Below are 17710 nucleotides of genomic sequence, written 5' to 3'. Positions count from 1 at the left end.
ATCCTCGATGGGCGATGCCGCAGTCTAGCGGCCGATGCCACACACCTGGCAGCGTTCTGATGCAAAAAAGTGTAAAGCCCTGGCTCGCACGTTACCCGTCAGAGACAGGTTGCGGCCGCCGCCCGGCGCTGCAACGAGACTCCGTTGTCGTTCTGTGTGTAGTAATCGATACGCGTACCGCCGTCCTGCGGGTAGACATCGACGAACGTCTCGGCCTCGCGGGTATAAACCGTAAAGCCGCCTTGCTTGCGCGGCTCCAGGTAGCCGCTGGCGTCCTGGCCGAATACGCGCTCTTCCTGCCACCCGTACTGGATGCACTGGGCAACGCGTTCAGGCGCCTTGCGCGAGTTCATGTGCGTAGTGGGTTGGCCGCTGCGGGCCGCATCCATGGTCGCAGAAGCACAACCGACCAGCAGCACGGCTGCGGCCAGGGGCAAAATCACACGCATGGTCCATCCTCTAAATCATTAAGAAGGAGGCGACTCTAGCACTGGCATGGACGCGAGTGAATTGTGGTGCGACTTCCGCTGTCTTAGCACAAACACCACGCAACAAGGAAACCGCCATGAAACTGCACTACCTGCTCCTCGCTGCCCTGCCCTGCCTGCCGATGGTCGCCACTGCAGCAACGTCCACCGACGATAGCGTGCAGAATTCGGCCACCCACAACCGTGAACTGAAAGAAGGCGATAAAGCCCCGGATCAATACAAGCGCGACGAAGCGGCCATCAAGGACTGGAAAGCCAAGGGCCTGCCGGCACCGGAAAAAGAAAGCCATTGGGTACGCATGGGCGATCGCTACGTCCTCGTACAAACGACCAATGGCGTGGTTCTGGCCATCCAGCACGTCAAATGACCCATTGCTCGGCGGGTGTCAGGCACCCGCCGAGCAAGCCCCCGCATCGCCTCTCCTCGTTAAACACTGCAATACATCAACACCTCGTACACGCTCAGGTGGCACACTACCGGCTATTGTTCATGTGCCCTGTGTGAAGGAACACCTCTCCCGATGAATCTAGAGCTGACATGGGTGCTGGCCCTGCTTGCCATTGTCGTTGTGCTGTTCATCATCAACCGTCCACGCATGGATGTCGTAGCGCTGCTGGTGATCGTAGCGTTGCCACTGTCGGGCGTGCTGACGATCGACCAAGCGCTGGCAGGTTTCAGCGACCCGAACGTCGTGCTCATCGCTGCCCTGTTCGTCATCGGTGAAGGCTTGGTGCGCACCGGTATCGCTTATCGCATCGGTGAATGGATGAGCGAACGGGCAGGCAACAGCGAGGCGCGCCTACTGGTACTGCTGATGGTCGCGGTGGCCGGCCTGGGTTCGGTCATGAGCTCCACGGGGGTAGTGGCCATCTTCATACCGGTCGTGCTGAGCATTGCTGCGCGCTTGAAGCTCTCTCCCAGCCGCCTGATGATGCCGCTGAGTTTTGCCGGCCTGATCAGTGGCATGCTCAGCCTGGTGGCGACCCCGCCCAACGTGGTGGTGCACAGCGAACTGGTACGCCATGGTGAACAAGGCTTCTCGTTCTTCAGCTTCACGCCCTTCGGGTTGGTGGTCCTGGTACTGGGTGTGGGCTACATGCTTCTGACGCGACACTGGCTCAATGGCGAGGCGCGCAAGGACGGACGTGTCGAGACCCGGCGCACGCTGCTGGACCTGGTTCTGGACTACAAGCTCAATGGTCGCGAGCGTCGCTTGCGCATTCGCCCCCATTCACCGCTGATCGGCCATACCCTAGGCGAGCTGGAGCTGCGTACCCGCCACGGAGCCAACGTCATCGGTATTGAACGTCAGCACAAGTTCACCACGCGGGTTATTGCGCCAGACTCCAACACCGTGCTGCACCAGGGGGATGTGCTGCTGCTGGACCTGTTTGCCAACCGCGACGATCTGCGCAGCCTGTGCCAGACCATGCAACTGGAACCCTTGCACTTCAAGGCCGCCTACTTCATCGACCAGTCGCAGGAGGTAGGCATGGCCGAGGTGTCCCTGCCGCCGGGCTCGCAACTGATCGGCAAGAGCATCCTGGAGCTTGGCTTTCGCTCGCGTTACGACCTTAACGTGGTGGGCTTGCGGCGCGACCAGGCGGCCGTGCAAGACCAGTTGGTCGAAGAAAAGCTGCGTCTGGGCGATACCCTGCTGGTGGTCGGGCCGTGGAAGGCCGTACGCCAGCTACAAGGCAAACCGCGCGATTTTCTGGTGTTGAGCTTGCCGGCCGAGGTCGATCTGGTGGCACCTGCTCGCCGGCGCGCGCCCCAGGCGCTGCTGAGCCTGGCGGTGATGGTTGGCTTGATGGTCAGTGGCGCGGTCCCTAATGTCACAGCAGCGCTCATTGGTTGCCTGTTGATGGGCGCAGGCCGCTGCATCGACATGAACAGCGCCTACCGTTCGATCCATTGGCAAAGTTTGATCCTGATCGTGGGCATGTTGCCCTTTGCCCAGGCCTTGCAGAAAACCGGTGGCATAGACCTGGCAGTCGGGGCGCTGGTGAATGTGCTGGGCGACGCCGGGCCCAGCGCCATGCTGGCCTGCCTGTTCGCGGTCACGGCTGTGATCGGGCTGTTTATCTCCAACACGGCGACCGCGGTGCTGATGGCGCCGGTCGCCATCTCGACCGCAGGGCAGCTGGGCATGTCGCCCTACCCCTTTGCGATGACGGTGGCGCTGGCGGCCTCGGCGGCCTTCATGACGCCGGTGTCTTCGCCGGTGAACACGCTGGTGCTGGGCCCAGGGCAATATCGGTTTGCGGACTTCGTGAAGATAGGGGTGCCGTTCACGCTGTTGGTGATGGGGGTCACGGTGGTCATGGTGCCGTGGTTCTTCGGGCTGTGAGGTTGGCGGCACGCGCAAAACCTTCCAGCTGGGCAGATTGACATCAACTAGCCGGAACAACACACTGATGCGCAATTGCCCCAGGTGCGTTCAGCGGTCGTCCTGGATATCGTTTCCGCTTGCCGGTCGAGCCCATGGTTTTTCCAGCCCAATCGCGCTTGTTGCCCTACGCCGCACTGTTCAGCCTGACCTTCGCGCTTACCATTGGCGGCATCCTGGCTCGCCCGATCGAATCCCTGTCCTTGTTCTGGCCAGTCAATGCCGCACTGGCAGGTGTGTTGCTGCGCTATCCCCGCCAGGCAACTGTGTCCGGGTTCGTGCTGATGTGGTTGGCCATGGTTGGCGCCGACCTGCTCTGTGCCAGTGCCTTGGCGCCGGCGCTGTGGTTCAACCTGTGCAACATGGGCGTTGTGGTCACCCTGTGGCAATTGCTTTCGCGCTTGCCGCGCCTGCATCGGCGCATGCGCACGCCCCATGGGGTGCTATGCGTATTCGGCGCCTGCGCGGCTGGGGCCTCAGTGGCTGCGAGCCTGGCCTCGGTGATGGCCGCGCCCTGGTTCGAGCAGTCCCTGCGCAGCACCTGGCTGGCCTGGTTCAGCGAGCAGTTTTCCACCGCGGTGCTGGTATTGCCGGTGATGCTCACCGCACCGGCAGCGCGTACCTTGTTGCAGGGCGGGAGCCAGAAGATTCGCCTCGCCCCGCTGTTGGTCATGCTGGTGTCGCTGGCGTTCAGCATCGCGTTCGGCGGCCCGGGCGCCATCGCGTTTCCGATCGCCGCCCTTTTGTGGTGTGCCTGGACGTACTCGCCCTTTCTGGTTTCGTTGTTGACGCTGACCGCCGGTAGCACGTTGATCGTTGCCGTTGCCCAGAGCCTTATGCACTTCAGCGTGCCGCAGAGCGAGTCGGGTGTGACGGCGCTGATGTCTGCGCGCCTGGGCATCGCGATGTTGGTGTTGGGGCCGCTGGTGGTGGCCTGCGTGACCCAGGCCAATCGCAGCCTGCTTGCCCGTCTGGCACACCAGGCCACCACCGACCACCTTACGGGTACCTTGAGCCGCAGCGCCTTTACCCAGCGTGCAAACGCGCTGCTGGAAAGTCGTCAGCATCAGCAGTTCCTGCCACTGACGCTGATGATGCTGGATATCGATCACTTCAAGTCCATCAACGATGCCCACGGGCACGCCGTTGGCGACCAGGTGCTGCGCCAGTTCGCCGATGCGTTGCAGGAACAGTTGCACAGCGGCGAAGTATTCGCGCGCATGGGTGGCGAGGAGTTCGTGATCATCGTGCCAGGGCTTGCACCGGACAGGGCGCAATTTACGGCCGAGCGCCTGCGCCGTGCCGTTCAGGACCTTCAGGTGGAGCAAGCCGGGCAGCGTTTGCAGATCACGGTCAGTATCGGTCTGGCAGGCTGCGACGAAGGCATGCCGACTCCTGATCTGACCGCATTGCTGGCCAGTGCCGACAAGGCGCTGTACCTGGCCAAAGCGAAGGGACGCAATCGCGTGGAGCAAGCTGAGCCGCAGCGTCGGGCCATTTAAGCCTATTGCTGTGCGCTCATTGAAATCAGTAGCTTCACCCGGCAAATCAAGATTATCGCCGGCACGTCAAGCCGGCCGCTCAGGCGATTTGAGCAAGGACCTGTGCGACGGCCCCGCTCGATCAGGCAGTCCAAAAGCCAGACAAAATGTTGCTCAATTTCTGCTCAATTTAACGGAGCCCGCCGGGCGCTTGGGTTGCAGCACGTTATCCACAGACCTACCCACTTTTTCTGTGGACAGATTTCCCAGCCTGGAGAACGACTTATCCCACTTCGACCCTTGAATGAATGAGCCGTGCACAGCGGGGGCTGTGAAGACACCAGGCTTGAAGAATGACAGTTGAGCAGCGCTGGGCTGTGGCACAAATCAAAAGCCCGCCTGGGCAATGGAACCCGGCGGGCTGGAAGGAGGGAAACGCTCATGCGATCAACTAGGAGGAATGGTTCCCAGCAGCCCGATCATGATGGTCAACAGCAGGAAACCACCCAGGAACAGCGCCAGCTTGCTCATTGAAACCTCGACAGTGTGATACGGAATGACGTCATTTTCCGTTTTTCACTGATACGGTTACAGATTCAGGTTTGTAGAAAAAAAGCAGATCAGATGAAGGGTAGACACCCTTCGTACCCGTCCATCCCGCCGCTGGTTCGCTTACGTTCATATAAGTTGCTGGAGCTTGCCGGCAGGCAACCATCCCAGCTCCCCATCCCCGTGACGACGACACCACAGCCAGCCGTTGAGCAGATGCAACTGCTGCACCAATTGACCCGGGTCCACATCCAGCTCATGGGCGCAATAGTGATCCAACGCCCTACCCTGATTGAAATCCAGGCGTTCAATAAGCTGCTCCGGTACCCAACCCGGCTCTTGGCCCGTGCAACTGCACAAGTACCAGTCCCGCATGCCCGGCTCACTCTCGTAACGCGGGCCCACTTCCAGCAGCGTGCCTTGAGCGAAACGAAGGGGGCGTCGGTAAGCACTGCGATGCCGCTCGATCACGATGAAATGCACAGGCCTCTCCTTGGCCGGAAATCTTCGAGCCTAGCAGAAGCTGTGGAAGTTGCTGCTTTGCGGCCTCTTTGTGGGAATATTTGGCGCGTAATGTAGGAGATTTCCTCAGGCTTCATTTCCGCTGTATGAAAGATCAGTTTATGGGGTGGATCTGAGCTGTTACGGTCAGCCTTTCCTACAACAGCAAGGACGCTTTTCGTCAAGAGAACTATATGGACGACTACAATGAGCCGGCGTTGCGACTTCAAAAAACCCTGTTGAACCTGCGCCGCGAGCGGGACAAGCTCAGCAGTGAAGGCAAGCACGAAGAAGCGAGCGCACTGGCGGGATCGATAGCGCGAATCGAAACCACACTGGCACAACTACCGGGTGCGTTTAAGCCTGAGACGCTGCAATAGCCCCCTGGCCCCGGCCTCCAACAGGGTCGGGGCTGCCCGTGGTTCCTGAAGCTCACAGCAAGAGGCCGGCACTCGCCTGCTTCAACCGAACCTGGGTTAAAGAATACTTCGAAGACCTGCGGTCGATCTGATCAACATTTGATTGATCCAGATCAATGCGAAATAAATTGTTACCTAAACAGCACTGCGCGGTAACGAAATAAATAGGCTCGCTGCTTGCTGAAAGTCACTCAACTGAGCGATCGGATGGCGGACTGCGCCGTTCGTAGACTGCTTATGTTTATTCTTAAAGTTTATTGCCCAAGGTGCCGATAGCTGTTTCAACGAGAGGGCTGCAGCCTTATTTTCACGGTCACCCTGCTGGACTTGCTTAGCCTAGCAAGCATTGCTACACCAAGGAGCTACACATGTATTTTCGGAACTTGAAAATTGGCACGCGCGCGGCGGTCATCTTCACGCTGGTCGCCCTCCTCGTACTGATCCTGGGGCTGGCATCGTTGTACCGCATGCACACGATGGACAAGGCCACTGACGAAGTGCGCACCGAATGGTTACCCGCAATCATGCTGCTGGACGAGGTCAGCATGAACCTGGGCCGCGCCCGAGCACTGACCTTGCGCAGCGTTTTGGAAGAAAGCCCCAGCGCCAGGGCCGCGACACTGGACAAGATCGCGGACATTTCCAAGCACTACCAGGAACAAATCGAAACGTACAAGGCAACAGCGACAGAGGAACGAGACCGGGCCCTGTACGACGCATTTCTGGTCAGAAGCGCGACCTACCATACGTTGCAGGACGCAATTCTTGACGCCGTACGCAGAAACGACATTGCAGAAGCGACTCGCCTGATCAATGGTGAATTGGCCAACTACGCCGACGCGATGATGAAGTCGCTGATCGAGCTGACCCAGTACAACTCCAACGGCGCAACCAACGCCTCCCAGGTCAGTACTGAGGCCTATGAGCAGTCCTTCTCGATTATCACGGCGACGATCGTCGGCATCATCGTACTGATGATCGCGCTGGCCATCATGCTGACCCGCAGCATCGTGCGGCCTTTGAGCGAAGCGGTGGCCGTCGCCGAGCGGGTGGCCTCGGGTGAGCTCAACCAGGTCATCGAGGTGACGGGTAGTGACGAGCCCGCGCTGTTGTTGCACGCCTTGTCCAGAATGAAAGACAGCCTGCGCGAGACGATTGCCGGCATCGCTGCCGCCTCCGACCAGCTCGCCTCGGCATCCGAAGAGCTGTTCACGGTGACCGAAGACACCAGCCGCGGCCTGCATCAGCAAAGCGCCGAAATCGACCAGGCGGCCACGGCGGTGAACCAGATGACCGCAGCGGTGGAGGAAGTGGCCAGCAATGCCGTCAACACCGCCGATGCCTCCAAAGGTGCAGACCAGACCACCCGTGAGGGGCAGCAACGGGTCAACGATGCGCTGCAGTCCATTGGTCAGCTCGTTGGCGATGTCACGACCACTTCGCAGGAAATCGAACAGCTGGCCACCAGCGCCAACGAAATCAGCCGGGTATTGGATGTCATCGGCTCGATCGCAGGCCAGACCAACCTGCTTGCGCTCAACGCTGCCATCGAGGCTGCGCGCGCCGGTGAAGCAGGCCGTGGGTTTGCCGTGGTCGCCGATGAAGTCAGGGCGCTGGCGCACCGAACTCAACAATCGACCGCCGAGATCGAAAGCATGATCACAGGCATCCAGTCGGGCACCGAGTCTGCAGTCGGGGCCATGCACGCAAGCAAAGGGCGCGCCTCAGGCACCCTGCAAATCGCCCAATCCGCAGGTCAGGCACTGAACACGATTGCCGAGGCCATTTCGTCCATCAACCAACGCAACCTGGTGATCGCCAGCGCCTCCGAAGAGCAGGCCCAGGTGGCCCGCGAAGTGGATCGAAACCTGGTGAACATCCGGGACCTGGCGATGCAGACCTCGGCCGGCGCGAACCAGACCAGCGCCGCCGCCCAGGAATTGTCACGCCTGGCGGTGGACCTGAACGCAATGGTCGCCAAGTTCAAGGTCTAGGGCTTGATGACAGAGGGGATGCGGCCTGCCAGGAAAGCTTGCACCGTGCCCCTGGGGCAGGGATTCGCGCGATTGTGTGACGCAAATACCGCTGCCCCGGAGCAAGGCCGTCGTGAGTTTCTGTAAAAAAAGCGACGATTTGTGCCTTTTGGGCTGCTCACCGGGGCTGCATCGCATATCCTTGCACCACGCAATCAACCTTGAAGCAGTGAATTGAACGATGAGCTTTGAACAACTGGCAGCGCTACGGGATCGCCTGCGGGCTGAAAAAGAGCAGCAACAGGCAAGCGCCCCAGCGCCGGCCAAGCGCAAGCCGCCCCAGAAGACCAAGCCGCGTGAACTGGACCCGGCAGTGGCCGCCATCTGGCCCCTGCAGAAGCACTTCCCGTTGGCCTTCCCCGTCAACCCTGCGCCCAAGGTGCCGCTCAAGGAGGGCATCTTCAAAGATGCCGAGCAACACCTGGAGCTGCTGGGCATCACCCGTGAGCAACTGAAGCTGGGCATTTCCACCTGGTGCCGGGGCAACCGCTACTGGACCAGCATGGTGGAAAACGCCCCGCGCCTGGACCTTAACGGCCAGCCGGCGGGCGTGGTGACTGCCGCCCAGGCGATCCATGCCAAGCGTCAGGCAGCCCAACAGCGTAACCAGGAACGCCGCAAGCGGGCCCAGGCCAAGGCACAGACCGCAGCGCCTGCAGAACAGGGCGAGGCTGCAGTCGAGCCGGCAGTGGAACAGGCCGCGGAGTAAAGGCCTGGTCTGAGCAGCGCCCACCGCCCGTTCGCCGAGCGCGCGGGTGGTGGGCGCTGCGGGCTAGCACATGGTCTCAGAGTCTCCAATCCAGGCTGACCATCATCGTGCGTGGCTCACCGTGGTACACGCCGTTGTAGAAGCCGACGTTGTTGTAGTAATGCTCGTCGAACAGGTTCTTGACGTTGACCGAAGCGCTCAAGTGCTCATCGATCTGATAGCGCGCCATCAGCCCAACCACCGAAAACGCCTTCTGGCCGATCTCATCCTTGGCCGTGATGATTCGATCACCGTCGCGCCCCACTGGTCGGTTGGCCAGCCTGAAATTGTCGCTCTGCCAGTCCAGGCTTGCCCCCACAGTCAATGCTGGGGTTAGGGCATAGGTGCTGGACAAGCGCACCAGGTTCAAGGGTTGCTCGGTGTTCTTTCGCTTTTTCTCGGCCGTGGCTGCATGCGTATAGCTGTAGCCCAGGCTCATCTGCCACCCGGTCATCACCTCGCCTGCAACTTCAGCTTCGAAGCCTTCGACAACTACGCCCTTGCCACCGCTTTTGTAGAACACCTCGTTGCCATTGGGCGGCACAGAGTCGTCCTGTTCCGCCACGTTATCCTGCTTGCTGCGAAACACTGCCGTGCTCAGGTTCAGGCGTTCAGCGAACAGGCTGCCCTTGAGGCCCACCTCATAGACCTTGCCTACGATAGGCTCAAGGTACTGCTTGTTGACGTCTCTCACGGTCTGCGGGTTGAAGATATCGGTATAGCTGACATAGGCGGTGAACTGATCGGTCAGATCGAAGAGTACGCCGGCATAGGGCGTCCATTGGTCATTCTGGACCTGCTTGGTAGTGGACTGATCGGCGACTTCCAGGGCATCACCGTAATCCCACTCCCGCTGCTGCGTCTGCCAACTGCCGTAGCGGCTGCCAATCACGATATGCAGGCGGTCCGTAGGGTTCAGGCGTGTTGCAATGTAGCCGGCCTTCTGACGAATGCTGGAGCGCGAGCTGTCGAGCCCGGTTTCGAGGTCGTAGAACGTAGGGGTGTTCCCCATGTACTTCCAATCCGCAATATTTTCGTAACCGTCGGGTACCGGTAGACCAAGGCGATAGGGTTCACTGTCGCGTCGTCGCGACTCGCCGTAACCGATCATGAAATCATGGCTGCGGCCCAGCAATTGGAAAGGGCCGGCGAGGTTGAAGTCCAGCGCGTCCATCTGCTCGGAGCCCCCGAAGTGCGAGTACCAGGCTTTCATGCCACTACGGTCGGCCTCAGGAAAACCATTGCCGCCATAGTAGACCTTTCCGTCGCTGTCGCTTTGCCGGTGGGTGTACGCCACTTTCATGACCCAATCGTTGCCCAGATACTGGTCAAGAGTAGCGAACACCGTCTGGTCTTTTAGTGGCCAGGAAGACCAGGGGGCACTGAGGTTAGTGGAACGGGGCAAGTTGGCTTTGCTGCCGTCGGCGTTCCAGAACGGCACCGTACCCCATGATGACCCTTGCACATGCTTGTTCTGATAGTCATACCCCACCGCCAGCACGGTGCTTGGCGTCAGGTCAGCTTCGAGCACGCCGTAGGCCACTTCACGCTGGGTGGCGTACTTGTCCATGAATGACTTGTTGTCACGGTACGCCAGCACGGTGCGTCCGCGCAGACGGCCGTCCCAGCCCAGCGGGCCACCGACGTCCAGGTAGCTGTAATAATTGTCGAAACTGCCCCCGCTCACGCCACTCTTTACTGCCAACGCGTGCGTCGGGCGCTTGCGAACCATTGCGATGGTCCCCGAGGGATCGCCGGCGCCTGTGGTCAGGCCGGTGGCCCCACGCACGACCTCGATTCGATCGTAGATGATGGTGTCCGAGTCGGACTTGAGCCCCGAGAAGGTGTTGAGCATGCCATCGATCTGGAAATTGTTGATTGCGTAACCACGCGAGTAGTAGCCCGGTCGCTCCGAATCATTGCGTTGTACCGTGACCCCCGTGACGTGAGCCATGGCCTCGGACAGGCTGTTGAGCTGGAAGTCGTCCAGTTGCTGGCGGGATATGACCGAGACCGACTGGGGTGTCTCCTTGATCGAGAGGTTCAGCCGGGTGGCTGCGCTCATGCTACCGGTGGTGTAGGAGCCACTGTGTTCGGTGACACTGCCAAGGCCAGTGGCAATCACATCGGTTGCGCCCAGCTCGAGCACGGCGTCGTCTCGTCTTGCCTGGGTATCGGCCAGGGATGGAGGGCAGATCAAGCAAGCGTACAGGCCAAGGGTGACTGTGGTGGGGTGGGACATGAACGGGGGCATTGCGGGCTGACTCCTTGCGCGTAAAAATCCGTGCGCGCAAATCTACATCATAATCATCCTCACATGATAATTAATCTCATAAGACCTCCCTCACGCCGCACCTGAGCGCAGCTGTACGCCTGGTCGCTTATAGCCGGCCAGGTGCACGCCTGAGCTCATCGTTCTGCGCACTCGCTTGGTCGTGCGCTACAGCCTCTAGAACAGCTTGACCGTATAGCTGAGCACCACGCGGTTCTCGTCGATATCGGTTCGGTAATTGGAGCGAGCCATCACATTGCGCACGCGCACGCCGAGCCCTTCCAGCGGCCCACTTTGCACCACATAGGCCAGGTCCAGGTCTCGCTCGCGGTCGCGCCCTTCAAAGCCCAGCCCGGTTTTGACATCCCGGCCTTGTACGTAGCGCAATGTCGAGGTCAGCCCGGGGATGCCCCATGCCGCGAAGTTGTAGTCATGCCGCACCTGCCAGGAACGCTCCCCTGGCGCCGAGAACTCGTAGGTCGGCAGGGTATTACCCATTGGGTTGGTGTTGGCGCCCACCTGGATGAAACCGTCCTCACCGCCAATTTGCTGGTAGCCCACGTAAAACGTATGCCCGCCCGTTCTTGCCGAGAACAGGCTGAACAGCGCATGGTTGTCATAGTTGCCGGCAAGCTTGCGCCCATCCTCGCGCGCCTGAAAATAGCCGGCATTCACACCCAAGGTCCAGTTACCCAGGGGTTCGGCGTGCTTGAGGCTGTAGAACCGTTGCTGATAGATGTCCTGCAGTTGCGCCTGCCAGACCCCCACGCTGGTGCGGTTGTCGTTGAAGGCATAGTCGGCGCCCAGGTAATTGAAGCGGTCACTGGTAAAGCGGGCCAATCGTGCGGGGTTGATGGGGTCGTTGACCAGCGCATACATTTTCTGACTGTTGGACGAATCGCGCAGGCTGGTGGAGCGAAATTGGCCGGCACTGAGCGTCAGCCCCGCAAACTCATGCGACTCCAGCATTGCGCCCTGGTAGGTCGGCGGCAGCAGGCGCAGGTCGCTAAACAGCAACACAGGCAGATTGGGCATCAATTCGCCCACCTTCAACTCAGTCTGGGAAACCTTGAACTTGAGCGCCGCGCCCACGCGGCTGTACTGGTCGGCGGACGTGCCGCTGTCAAGGCTTGGCAGTAGGCCTGAGCGTGCGTGCTCAGGGCTGCTGTCGAGTTTGAAACCCAACAGGCCGATCACATCGACACCGGCGCCTAGGACGCCCTGGCTATAACCTGAACTGGCGTTGAGGATGAAGCCTTGCGCCCACTCTTGAGTGCGCGATTGGGTGCTCGCCCCCTTGATATCGGCGTAGTCTCGGCTGAAGAAATAATTGCGAGCCTGGAGTGTCGCACGGGCGCCTTCGATAAAACCGACCTCTTCAGCCGGTGCCTCGGTACACAGCGCGGCTGCGATGCAGCCGCCGGCCAGGCGTGCTTTCGGGAAAAAACGCGGTGCAGTGCAAACGTGCATGGGGCGATTCCTGAATGTCGGGCAACAGCAATCCACCGGCCAGACGAACGCCCGCCGACGTGCAGATTGCGTCGAGAATGGGTGTGGGCAGGCCGGCACCCGCCCGCCTGCCCTATCGGGCGTGAAGCGCTGGACCGCTAGCGGTTGACCAGCTTCGCTGGCAGGGCGATGACCAGGAAGCAACTCAGGAGCAGGCAGCCAGCGAACACCCACAGCGCCGCGTGGGAAGTGCCGGTCCAGTCGGTGACCAGGCCCATCAGCGAGTTGCTGACCAGCCCGGCGATGTTCGCCACCGAACAGGCCAGGGCAAACCCGGTAGCGGCCGCGGTCCCTTTGAGGAAGGTCGCCGGCAGGCTGAAGAACACCGGCACCGCACCAATGATCGCGGCCGAGGCGACTGCGAACAGGAATACGGTCATGACCAGGTTCTGGCTGAACAATGTACTGCTGGCCATGGCGATGGCGCCGACGATGAATGGGACGATGATGTGCCAACGACGCTCACGGTGACGGTCGGAGCTCGCGCCGATCATCAGCATGCCGGCCAGTGCGGCCAGGCTCGGGATGGCAGTGAGCAGGCCGATGTGAAACGTGTCGCTCACCCCTGCATCGCGGATGAAGGTCGGCATCCAGAAGCCCATTGCGTAGGCGCTGAGCAGGATCGAGAAATCGATACCGCCGAGCATCCACACCTTGAGGTTGAAGAACCCGTCACGGAAACTGTGCTTGCTGTCCTTGCCCTCTGCATCGTCCGCGGCAAGGTCTGCTGCCAGCTGAGCCTTGTCTTCGCTGGACAACCACTTGGCCTGCTGGAAGTGATTGGGCAAGGCCCAGAAGGTCAGAATGCCGAGCAGCACGCTGGGGATGGCCTCCAGCAAAAACAGCCACTGCCAGCCATGCAGGCCGTGCACCTGATCGAAATGCCCCATGATCCAGCCCGAGATCGGTCCACCAATCACGCTCGACAGCGGCAGCCCGATCATGAACAGGGCAATGATGCGCCCACGCCGGTACGTGGGGTACCACATGGTCAGGTAGAACAGCACCCCTGGCAAGAAGCCTGCTTCGGCAGCCCCGAGCAGGAACCGCAGGATATAGAACTGGGTGGTGGTGCTGACGAACATGGTGCACGCCGACAACAGCCCCCAGGTGATCATGATGCGGGCGATCCACAGCTTGGCGCCGACGCGCTGCAGGATCAGGTTGCTGGGGACCTCGAAAATGATGTAGCCGACGAAGAACAGCCCGGCACCCAGGCCATAGGCGGCAGTGCTGAACTGCAGATCCTCGAGCATCTGCAGTTTGGCGAAGCCGACGTTGATACGGTCCAGGTAGGCGGCAAGGTAGCAAAAGCACAGGAAGGGAATGAGCCTCCAGGTGATCTTGCTGTACAGCGCTTTGGTGCCCTGATCGATGTCGCTGTGGACCGTGGTTGCATTCGCAATTGGCATTTCCTGTCTCCTGGCGGGCGACTTTGTGGTTGTTTTTAAGGCCAGCAGTTTTCGACGCACCAGTACCGTCGCGCGCTACACGCGACGTGCCCAGGCCACGCCTGAAAAAACCCCGAGTGCTCCTGCGGGGCGACCACCCGGACAGCAGGCGATCATGAACGTGCTTCCGGCACCGTTCCTCGATTGTTATTGGGTAGGCCCCCTGCCGGTGTCAGCCGGTCGATTGCCTCAATTGCGCCATCGCTTCCTGGCGGGAAACCACATCGCCGTACTTACTGTCGATGTCGAACAGGTTGGCGTGGTGCGGGTCATCATGGCGATCACCCACACATTCGCGCACCACGATGGTTCGAAAGCCATGCTGCATCGCATCGACCGCGCTGGCGCGGATGCAACCGCTGGTGGAGCAGCCGGCCAAGACCACGGTATCCACCCCTTGGGCGTGCAGCAGCGGCGCCAGGCTGGTGCCGAAGAAAGCGCTGGCGTACTGCTTGCTCAGCACCAACTCCTCCGGCTGTGGGGCAACGGCCTCGCAGAACGCAGCCAAGGGGTTGCCCTCGACCATGTCCTTCATCACCGGCGCCTTGCGCACCCAGACACCGCCATCGACAAAATGCGGAGGCTGGTAGCGGATGTTGGTATGCACCACCAGAATGCCGCAATCGCGGGCTAGCGCCAGCAGGTCTGCGGCCTGCTCCACTGCCGCGACGACGCCTGGGGCGTACAGCGCAGCCCCCGGCGTGGTGTAGCCCTGCATGAAGTCGATCATCAGAAGCGCCGGTGCGCGACCAAAGCCGATACGCTGCCCCCATACACCCTGATAGTTGTCCCGAGCACTTTGTGCCTCGCTCATGTCCACCTCCCGATTTCAATAAGCGCCCGACAGCAAGGCACCGGCACCTGGCACCACCGCTTCCAGGTCCAGCGCCTTGAGCATGGCGTAGGTGGTGGCGATGGCAGCGGTGACCACAGGCTTGCCGGTCTGTGCCTCGACCTTGGCCACGGCCGGCAACGACTGCATCTGCACGCAAGCCGACAAGACCACCACATCCACCCCTTCAAGGTTCATGCCGGCTACGATGCCTGGCAGGTTGGCGGGGTCGTGACGGGCTACGGCCAGGTTGTCGGGAATCTCCAGGGCGCGCCAGTCCTGCACCTCAAAGCCTTCTTCGCGGATGTAGTTCACCACCAGCTCGGTCAGCGGCTTCATGTACGGGGCGACGATGGCGATGCGCTTGGCCTTCATCACATGCAAGGCTTCGACCAGCGCTCCGGCACTGGTGATGACCGGCGCCAGTGCGTCGTTGTCGGCAGTCGCCTGCCTGAGGCGCTGTTCGGATTGCCGGTGATAGCCAAGGCCCATGGCCATGATTGCCACCAGGCAGGCGTAGCCCAGTACATCGACCTTGGCATCGGACAGCTCCAGCGCACAGCGGTCGGACTCGGCATCCATGGCCGCCAGCTCTTCCTTTCTCACCTGCTTCATGCGCATGCGGCTGGAATGAAAGGTAAAGCGCTCCGGGCGGATGGCTTGGCGCGCGTTGAGCATCGCCGGTATCTCGGTTTCCATGGTGGTGTTGGAACTCGGCACGATCTGGCCGATGCGGTATAGCGTGGTCATGTCTGGTGCTCCTTCAGGCAACGGATCGGTCGAGGAAAAGGCCGAATGCGGCAAAGAAACCATCGAGATCGTCCCACGGGATCATGTGGCCAGCGTTGGCAACCTGTACGACCTGAATGTCTGGCTTGAGCTCACGGATTTCATCGATGTCGCACGGCTCGATCACCCCGCCGCGCCCAGCCACCATCAACAACGCCGGTTGGCGTACGGCGGGCAGATACTGATGGATGTCCACCTCGTGAAAGTCGTCGAAGGCCCGCACGATCGCAGGCTCGTAGCAGGTGTGCAGCCACTCGGCCCTGAGCGCCAGCTGCTCGTCGCTCCAGGTGGCGCAATAGGTGCGCATGTCCTCGCCACTCATACCCAGGCTGGCCTGGCGAATGGAGTCGACATACCAGGGCAGCTTGCTTGGGTAAGCGCGGCGCCCTGGCCCGGATACCGGTGGGTCGACCAACACCAGCTTCTGCAGGCCTGGCGCGCCGTTGGCAGCGGCACGAATCGCAAACCGTGCGCCCATCGAGTGGCCGATCAGGTGATAACTGTCCAGGCCCAGCGCGGCGGCAAAGGCGGGAATGTCGCTGGCACAGGCATCGGTGCCATAGTCCAGATCAGGGCCACTTGATGACAAACCGCGCCCGCGTGCATCCAGTACGTAGGTATCGAAGTGCTGGCCGAGGCGCTCGGCGACGAACCCCCAGGTAATCGCCGGGCTGGTGATCCCCGGCACCACGATCAGCGCATGCCCCTTGCCGCCATAGCGCAGGTAATGCTGACGGATGCCATTGGCGCTTACATGACCGCCGTTGAGGAAGGTAGTCATGCGGCCTCCCCGCTCTTGAGCGGCTGGCCATAGAGGTCATAGCCGTATACCCAGGCCGGATCCTCCTGCGTATAGAGCCAAGTGTTGGCGTTGGACACCGACTGCACCTGCGAGGCTCGCTCTTTACGGTTGGCCTCGTACAGGGCAAAGGCGGTGCGGTGGTCCGACAAACCGGTCTCCTGCAAGCAGCGGGTCAACATGGCCGCATCCTCGATGGCCATGCAGGCGCCTTGGGCCATGTGCGGTTTCATCGGGTGACAGGCGTCGCCGAGCATCACCAGACGCCCACGGCTCCAGAGCGGCAGCGGGTTGCGGTTGCGCAGCGGCCACTTGGTGATCGATTCGGTAGCATCGATCAGCTTCTGGACGGTGGGGTGATAGCCCTCGAAGGCAGCGCGCATTTCTTCCTGGCTGCTGTCCACGTAGGCGCCCTGGAAGTCCCACGCTTCGTGGGGCACACCGGTCACGAAGTAGTATTCGTCGCGCTTGGCCGTGGTGTAGTAGACCATCATGTGCCGGTCTTCGGACCACCACTTGACGCAAGGCTCGAATGCGTCGGCATGCTGCGCCAAGTTGACCCCACGAATCAACGCCCGGTGCGCCACCCAGCCGCTGTAGTTCGGCGCTTCGGCGCCCAACAACTCTTCGCGGATCTTGGAGTGGATGCCGTCGGCTCCGATGACGATGTCCGCGACCGTGTGGGTGCCATCGGCGAAGTCCAGACGCACCTGATCACCCGCGTCGATGATCTTTTCCAGGCGCTTGCCGAAGTGCACGGTGCCGGGCTTGATGGCGTCGATCTGCAGCGCATGCAAGTCCCCCCGGTGGATGGTGATGTAGGCCGCCCCGTATTCGCGGCGAGCATGCTCACCCAGTGGGATACGCGAGAGGTAATCGCCGCTCTGACCGTCGCGGCTGAACCAGAAGTCCGGGTGCGAGCCCATCAGCTCCAGCCTCTGTTCCAGCCCCATCCGCCGAAAGATCTTCATGACGTTGGGGCCGATGTGGATACCGGCACCCAGGCGGGTGAACGCCGGGGCCTGTTCGTACACCTCCACATCGAAGCCGGCCTGCTGCAGCAACGTTGCCGCTGCCGCCCCACCTAAACCCGCGCCGACGATTGCGATTTTTTGGCTTCCCCGCATGGAGAGTCTCCTGTTGTTCTGATGTGTGGCAAGCGGCATGGCCGCGAGTCATTTACAGCGTATACACTTTAAATGGCTCTTAGGAATAGGCCCATGAAAATATTTTCAAACAAGCGATCGAAACTCAAAAAGATCATAATGTTACCGATTAATGGGGGATTGGGTTGAATGGTAACGTTCTAAAGATCACTTGCGTCAATCCAATGAATGCGTTTTCATCAAACCAGTTATGGTGTACACACTATTGTTTTGCACCATGACAAAGCGTCGAGCACTGCGATGGTGCACCGCTTTATTCCGCCAGAGACTGCCTAGGAGAAAC

At 60.8% G+C, this 17710-nt stretch carries 14 protein-coding genes and 2 pseudogenes; 7 read left to right on the top strand and 9 right to left on the bottom strand.

Annotation, left to right across the window (positions count from 1 at the left end; translation table 11 throughout):
- Positions 1-98: 98 nt before the first annotated feature.
- The gene (locus tag ACF8E5_RS03740; protein ID WP_058637888.1) at positions 99-449 is read right to left on the bottom strand and encodes a hypothetical protein; all 351 of its coding nucleotides are present in this window, start codon (positions 447-449) and stop codon (positions 99-101) included.
- A gap of 116 nt (positions 450-565) precedes the next feature.
- Between ACF8E5_RS03740 and ACF8E5_RS03735 the strand changes: the two genes are divergently transcribed.
- The 3 genes from ACF8E5_RS03735 to ACF8E5_RS03725 all read left to right on the top strand — a co-directional run bounded on the left by ACF8E5_RS03735 (position 566) and on the right by ACF8E5_RS03725 (position 4380).
- Positions 566-856, top strand: coding sequence for an RcnB family protein (locus tag ACF8E5_RS03735; RefSeq protein WP_058603420.1), 291 nt, complete (start codon positions 566-568; stop codon positions 854-856).
- Between the two features lie 153 nt (positions 857-1009).
- Positions 1010-2839, top strand: a complete 1830-nt coding sequence (locus tag ACF8E5_RS03730) for an SLC13 family permease (RefSeq protein WP_392474925.1) — start codon at positions 1010-1012, stop codon at positions 2837-2839.
- Positions 2840-2958: 119 nt separating this feature from the next.
- On the top strand, positions 2959-4380 hold the full coding sequence (locus ACF8E5_RS03725; RefSeq protein WP_326383521.1) for a diguanylate cyclase: 1422 nt from the start codon (positions 2959-2961) through the stop codon (positions 4378-4380).
- Between the two features lie 657 nt (positions 4381-5037).
- On the opposite strand, the gene ACF8E5_RS03720 is transcribed toward ACF8E5_RS03725, so the two are convergent.
- Positions 5038-5391 carry an SH3 domain-containing protein gene (locus ACF8E5_RS03720; RefSeq protein WP_058637891.1) on the bottom strand — a complete coding sequence of 118 codons (354 nt, stop codon included), beginning with the start codon at positions 5389-5391 and terminating at the stop codon, positions 5038-5040.
- A gap of 212 nt (positions 5392-5603) precedes the next feature.
- Between ACF8E5_RS03720 and ACF8E5_RS03715 the strand changes: the two genes are divergently transcribed.
- The 4 genes and pseudogenes from ACF8E5_RS03715 (at position 5604) to ACF8E5_RS03700 (ending at position 8570) form a co-directional block, all read left to right on the top strand.
- Positions 5604-5789, top strand: coding sequence for a hypothetical protein (locus ACF8E5_RS03715; RefSeq protein WP_145254783.1), 186 nt, complete (start codon positions 5604-5606; stop codon positions 5787-5789).
- A gap of 407 nt (positions 5790-6196) precedes the next feature.
- Positions 6197-6682: pseudogene (locus ACF8E5_RS03710) on the top strand (MCP four helix bundle domain-containing protein); the annotation flags it as partial.
- A gap of 138 nt (positions 6683-6820) precedes the next feature.
- Positions 6821-7822, top strand: a pseudogene (locus ACF8E5_RS03705) (methyl-accepting chemotaxis protein); the annotation flags it as partial.
- Positions 7823-8042: 220 nt separating this feature from the next.
- Positions 8043-8570 carry a ProQ/FINO family protein gene (locus tag ACF8E5_RS03700; RefSeq protein WP_078478373.1) on the top strand — a complete coding sequence of 176 codons (528 nt, stop codon included), beginning with the start codon at positions 8043-8045 and terminating at the stop codon, positions 8568-8570.
- Positions 8571-8646: 76 nt separating this feature from the next.
- On the opposite strand, the gene ACF8E5_RS03695 is transcribed toward ACF8E5_RS03700, so the two are convergent.
- From ACF8E5_RS03695 to nicC, 7 genes are all read right to left on the bottom strand, one after another.
- Positions 8647-10863 (bottom strand): TonB-dependent siderophore receptor, encoded by a 2217-nt coding sequence (locus ACF8E5_RS03695; RefSeq protein ID WP_196125765.1) that lies wholly within the window; start codon positions 10861-10863, stop codon positions 8647-8649.
- Between the two features lie 195 nt (positions 10864-11058).
- A complete protein-coding gene (locus ACF8E5_RS03690; protein WP_196127698.1) occupies positions 11059-12351 on the bottom strand; it encodes an OprD family porin in 1293 nt (430 codons plus the stop codon).
- A 137-nt stretch (positions 12352-12488) separates the two neighbouring features.
- Positions 12489-13802 carry an MFS transporter gene (locus tag ACF8E5_RS03685; RefSeq protein WP_058637896.1) on the bottom strand — a complete coding sequence of 438 codons (1314 nt, stop codon included), beginning with the start codon at positions 13800-13802 and terminating at the stop codon, positions 12489-12491.
- Between the two features lie 211 nt (positions 13803-14013).
- A complete protein-coding gene (locus tag ACF8E5_RS03680) occupies positions 14014-14655 on the bottom strand; it encodes an N-carbamoylsarcosine amidohydrolase (protein WP_058603430.1) in 642 nt (213 codons plus the stop codon).
- Between the two features lie 15 nt (positions 14656-14670).
- On the bottom strand, positions 14671-15423 hold the full coding sequence (locus ACF8E5_RS03675; protein WP_058603431.1) for an Asp/Glu racemase: 753 nt from the start codon (positions 15421-15423) through the stop codon (positions 14671-14673).
- Positions 15424-15436: 13 nt separating this feature from the next.
- On the bottom strand, positions 15437-16243 hold the full coding sequence (gene nicD / locus ACF8E5_RS03670; protein ID WP_392474924.1) for an N-formylmaleamate deformylase: 807 nt from the start codon (positions 16241-16243) through the stop codon (positions 15437-15439).
- Positions 16240-17388 carry a 6-hydroxynicotinate 3-monooxygenase gene (nicC, locus tag ACF8E5_RS03665; RefSeq protein WP_392474923.1) on the bottom strand — a complete coding sequence of 383 codons (1149 nt, stop codon included), beginning with the start codon at positions 17386-17388 and terminating at the stop codon, positions 16240-16242. Before nicC ends, nicD begins: the two co-directional genes overlap by 4 nt.
- Positions 17389-17710: the final 322 nt, after the last annotated feature.

It is taken from the genome of Pseudomonas sp. WSY_20, from assembly GCF_043104335.1.
In the GTDB taxonomy this organism is placed as follows: domain Bacteria; phylum Pseudomonadota; class Gammaproteobacteria; order Pseudomonadales; family Pseudomonadaceae; genus Aquipseudomonas; species Aquipseudomonas parafulva_B.
Note: the sequence above shows the minus strand (reverse complement) of the source record. Positions and strands in the feature narration are given on the sequence as shown.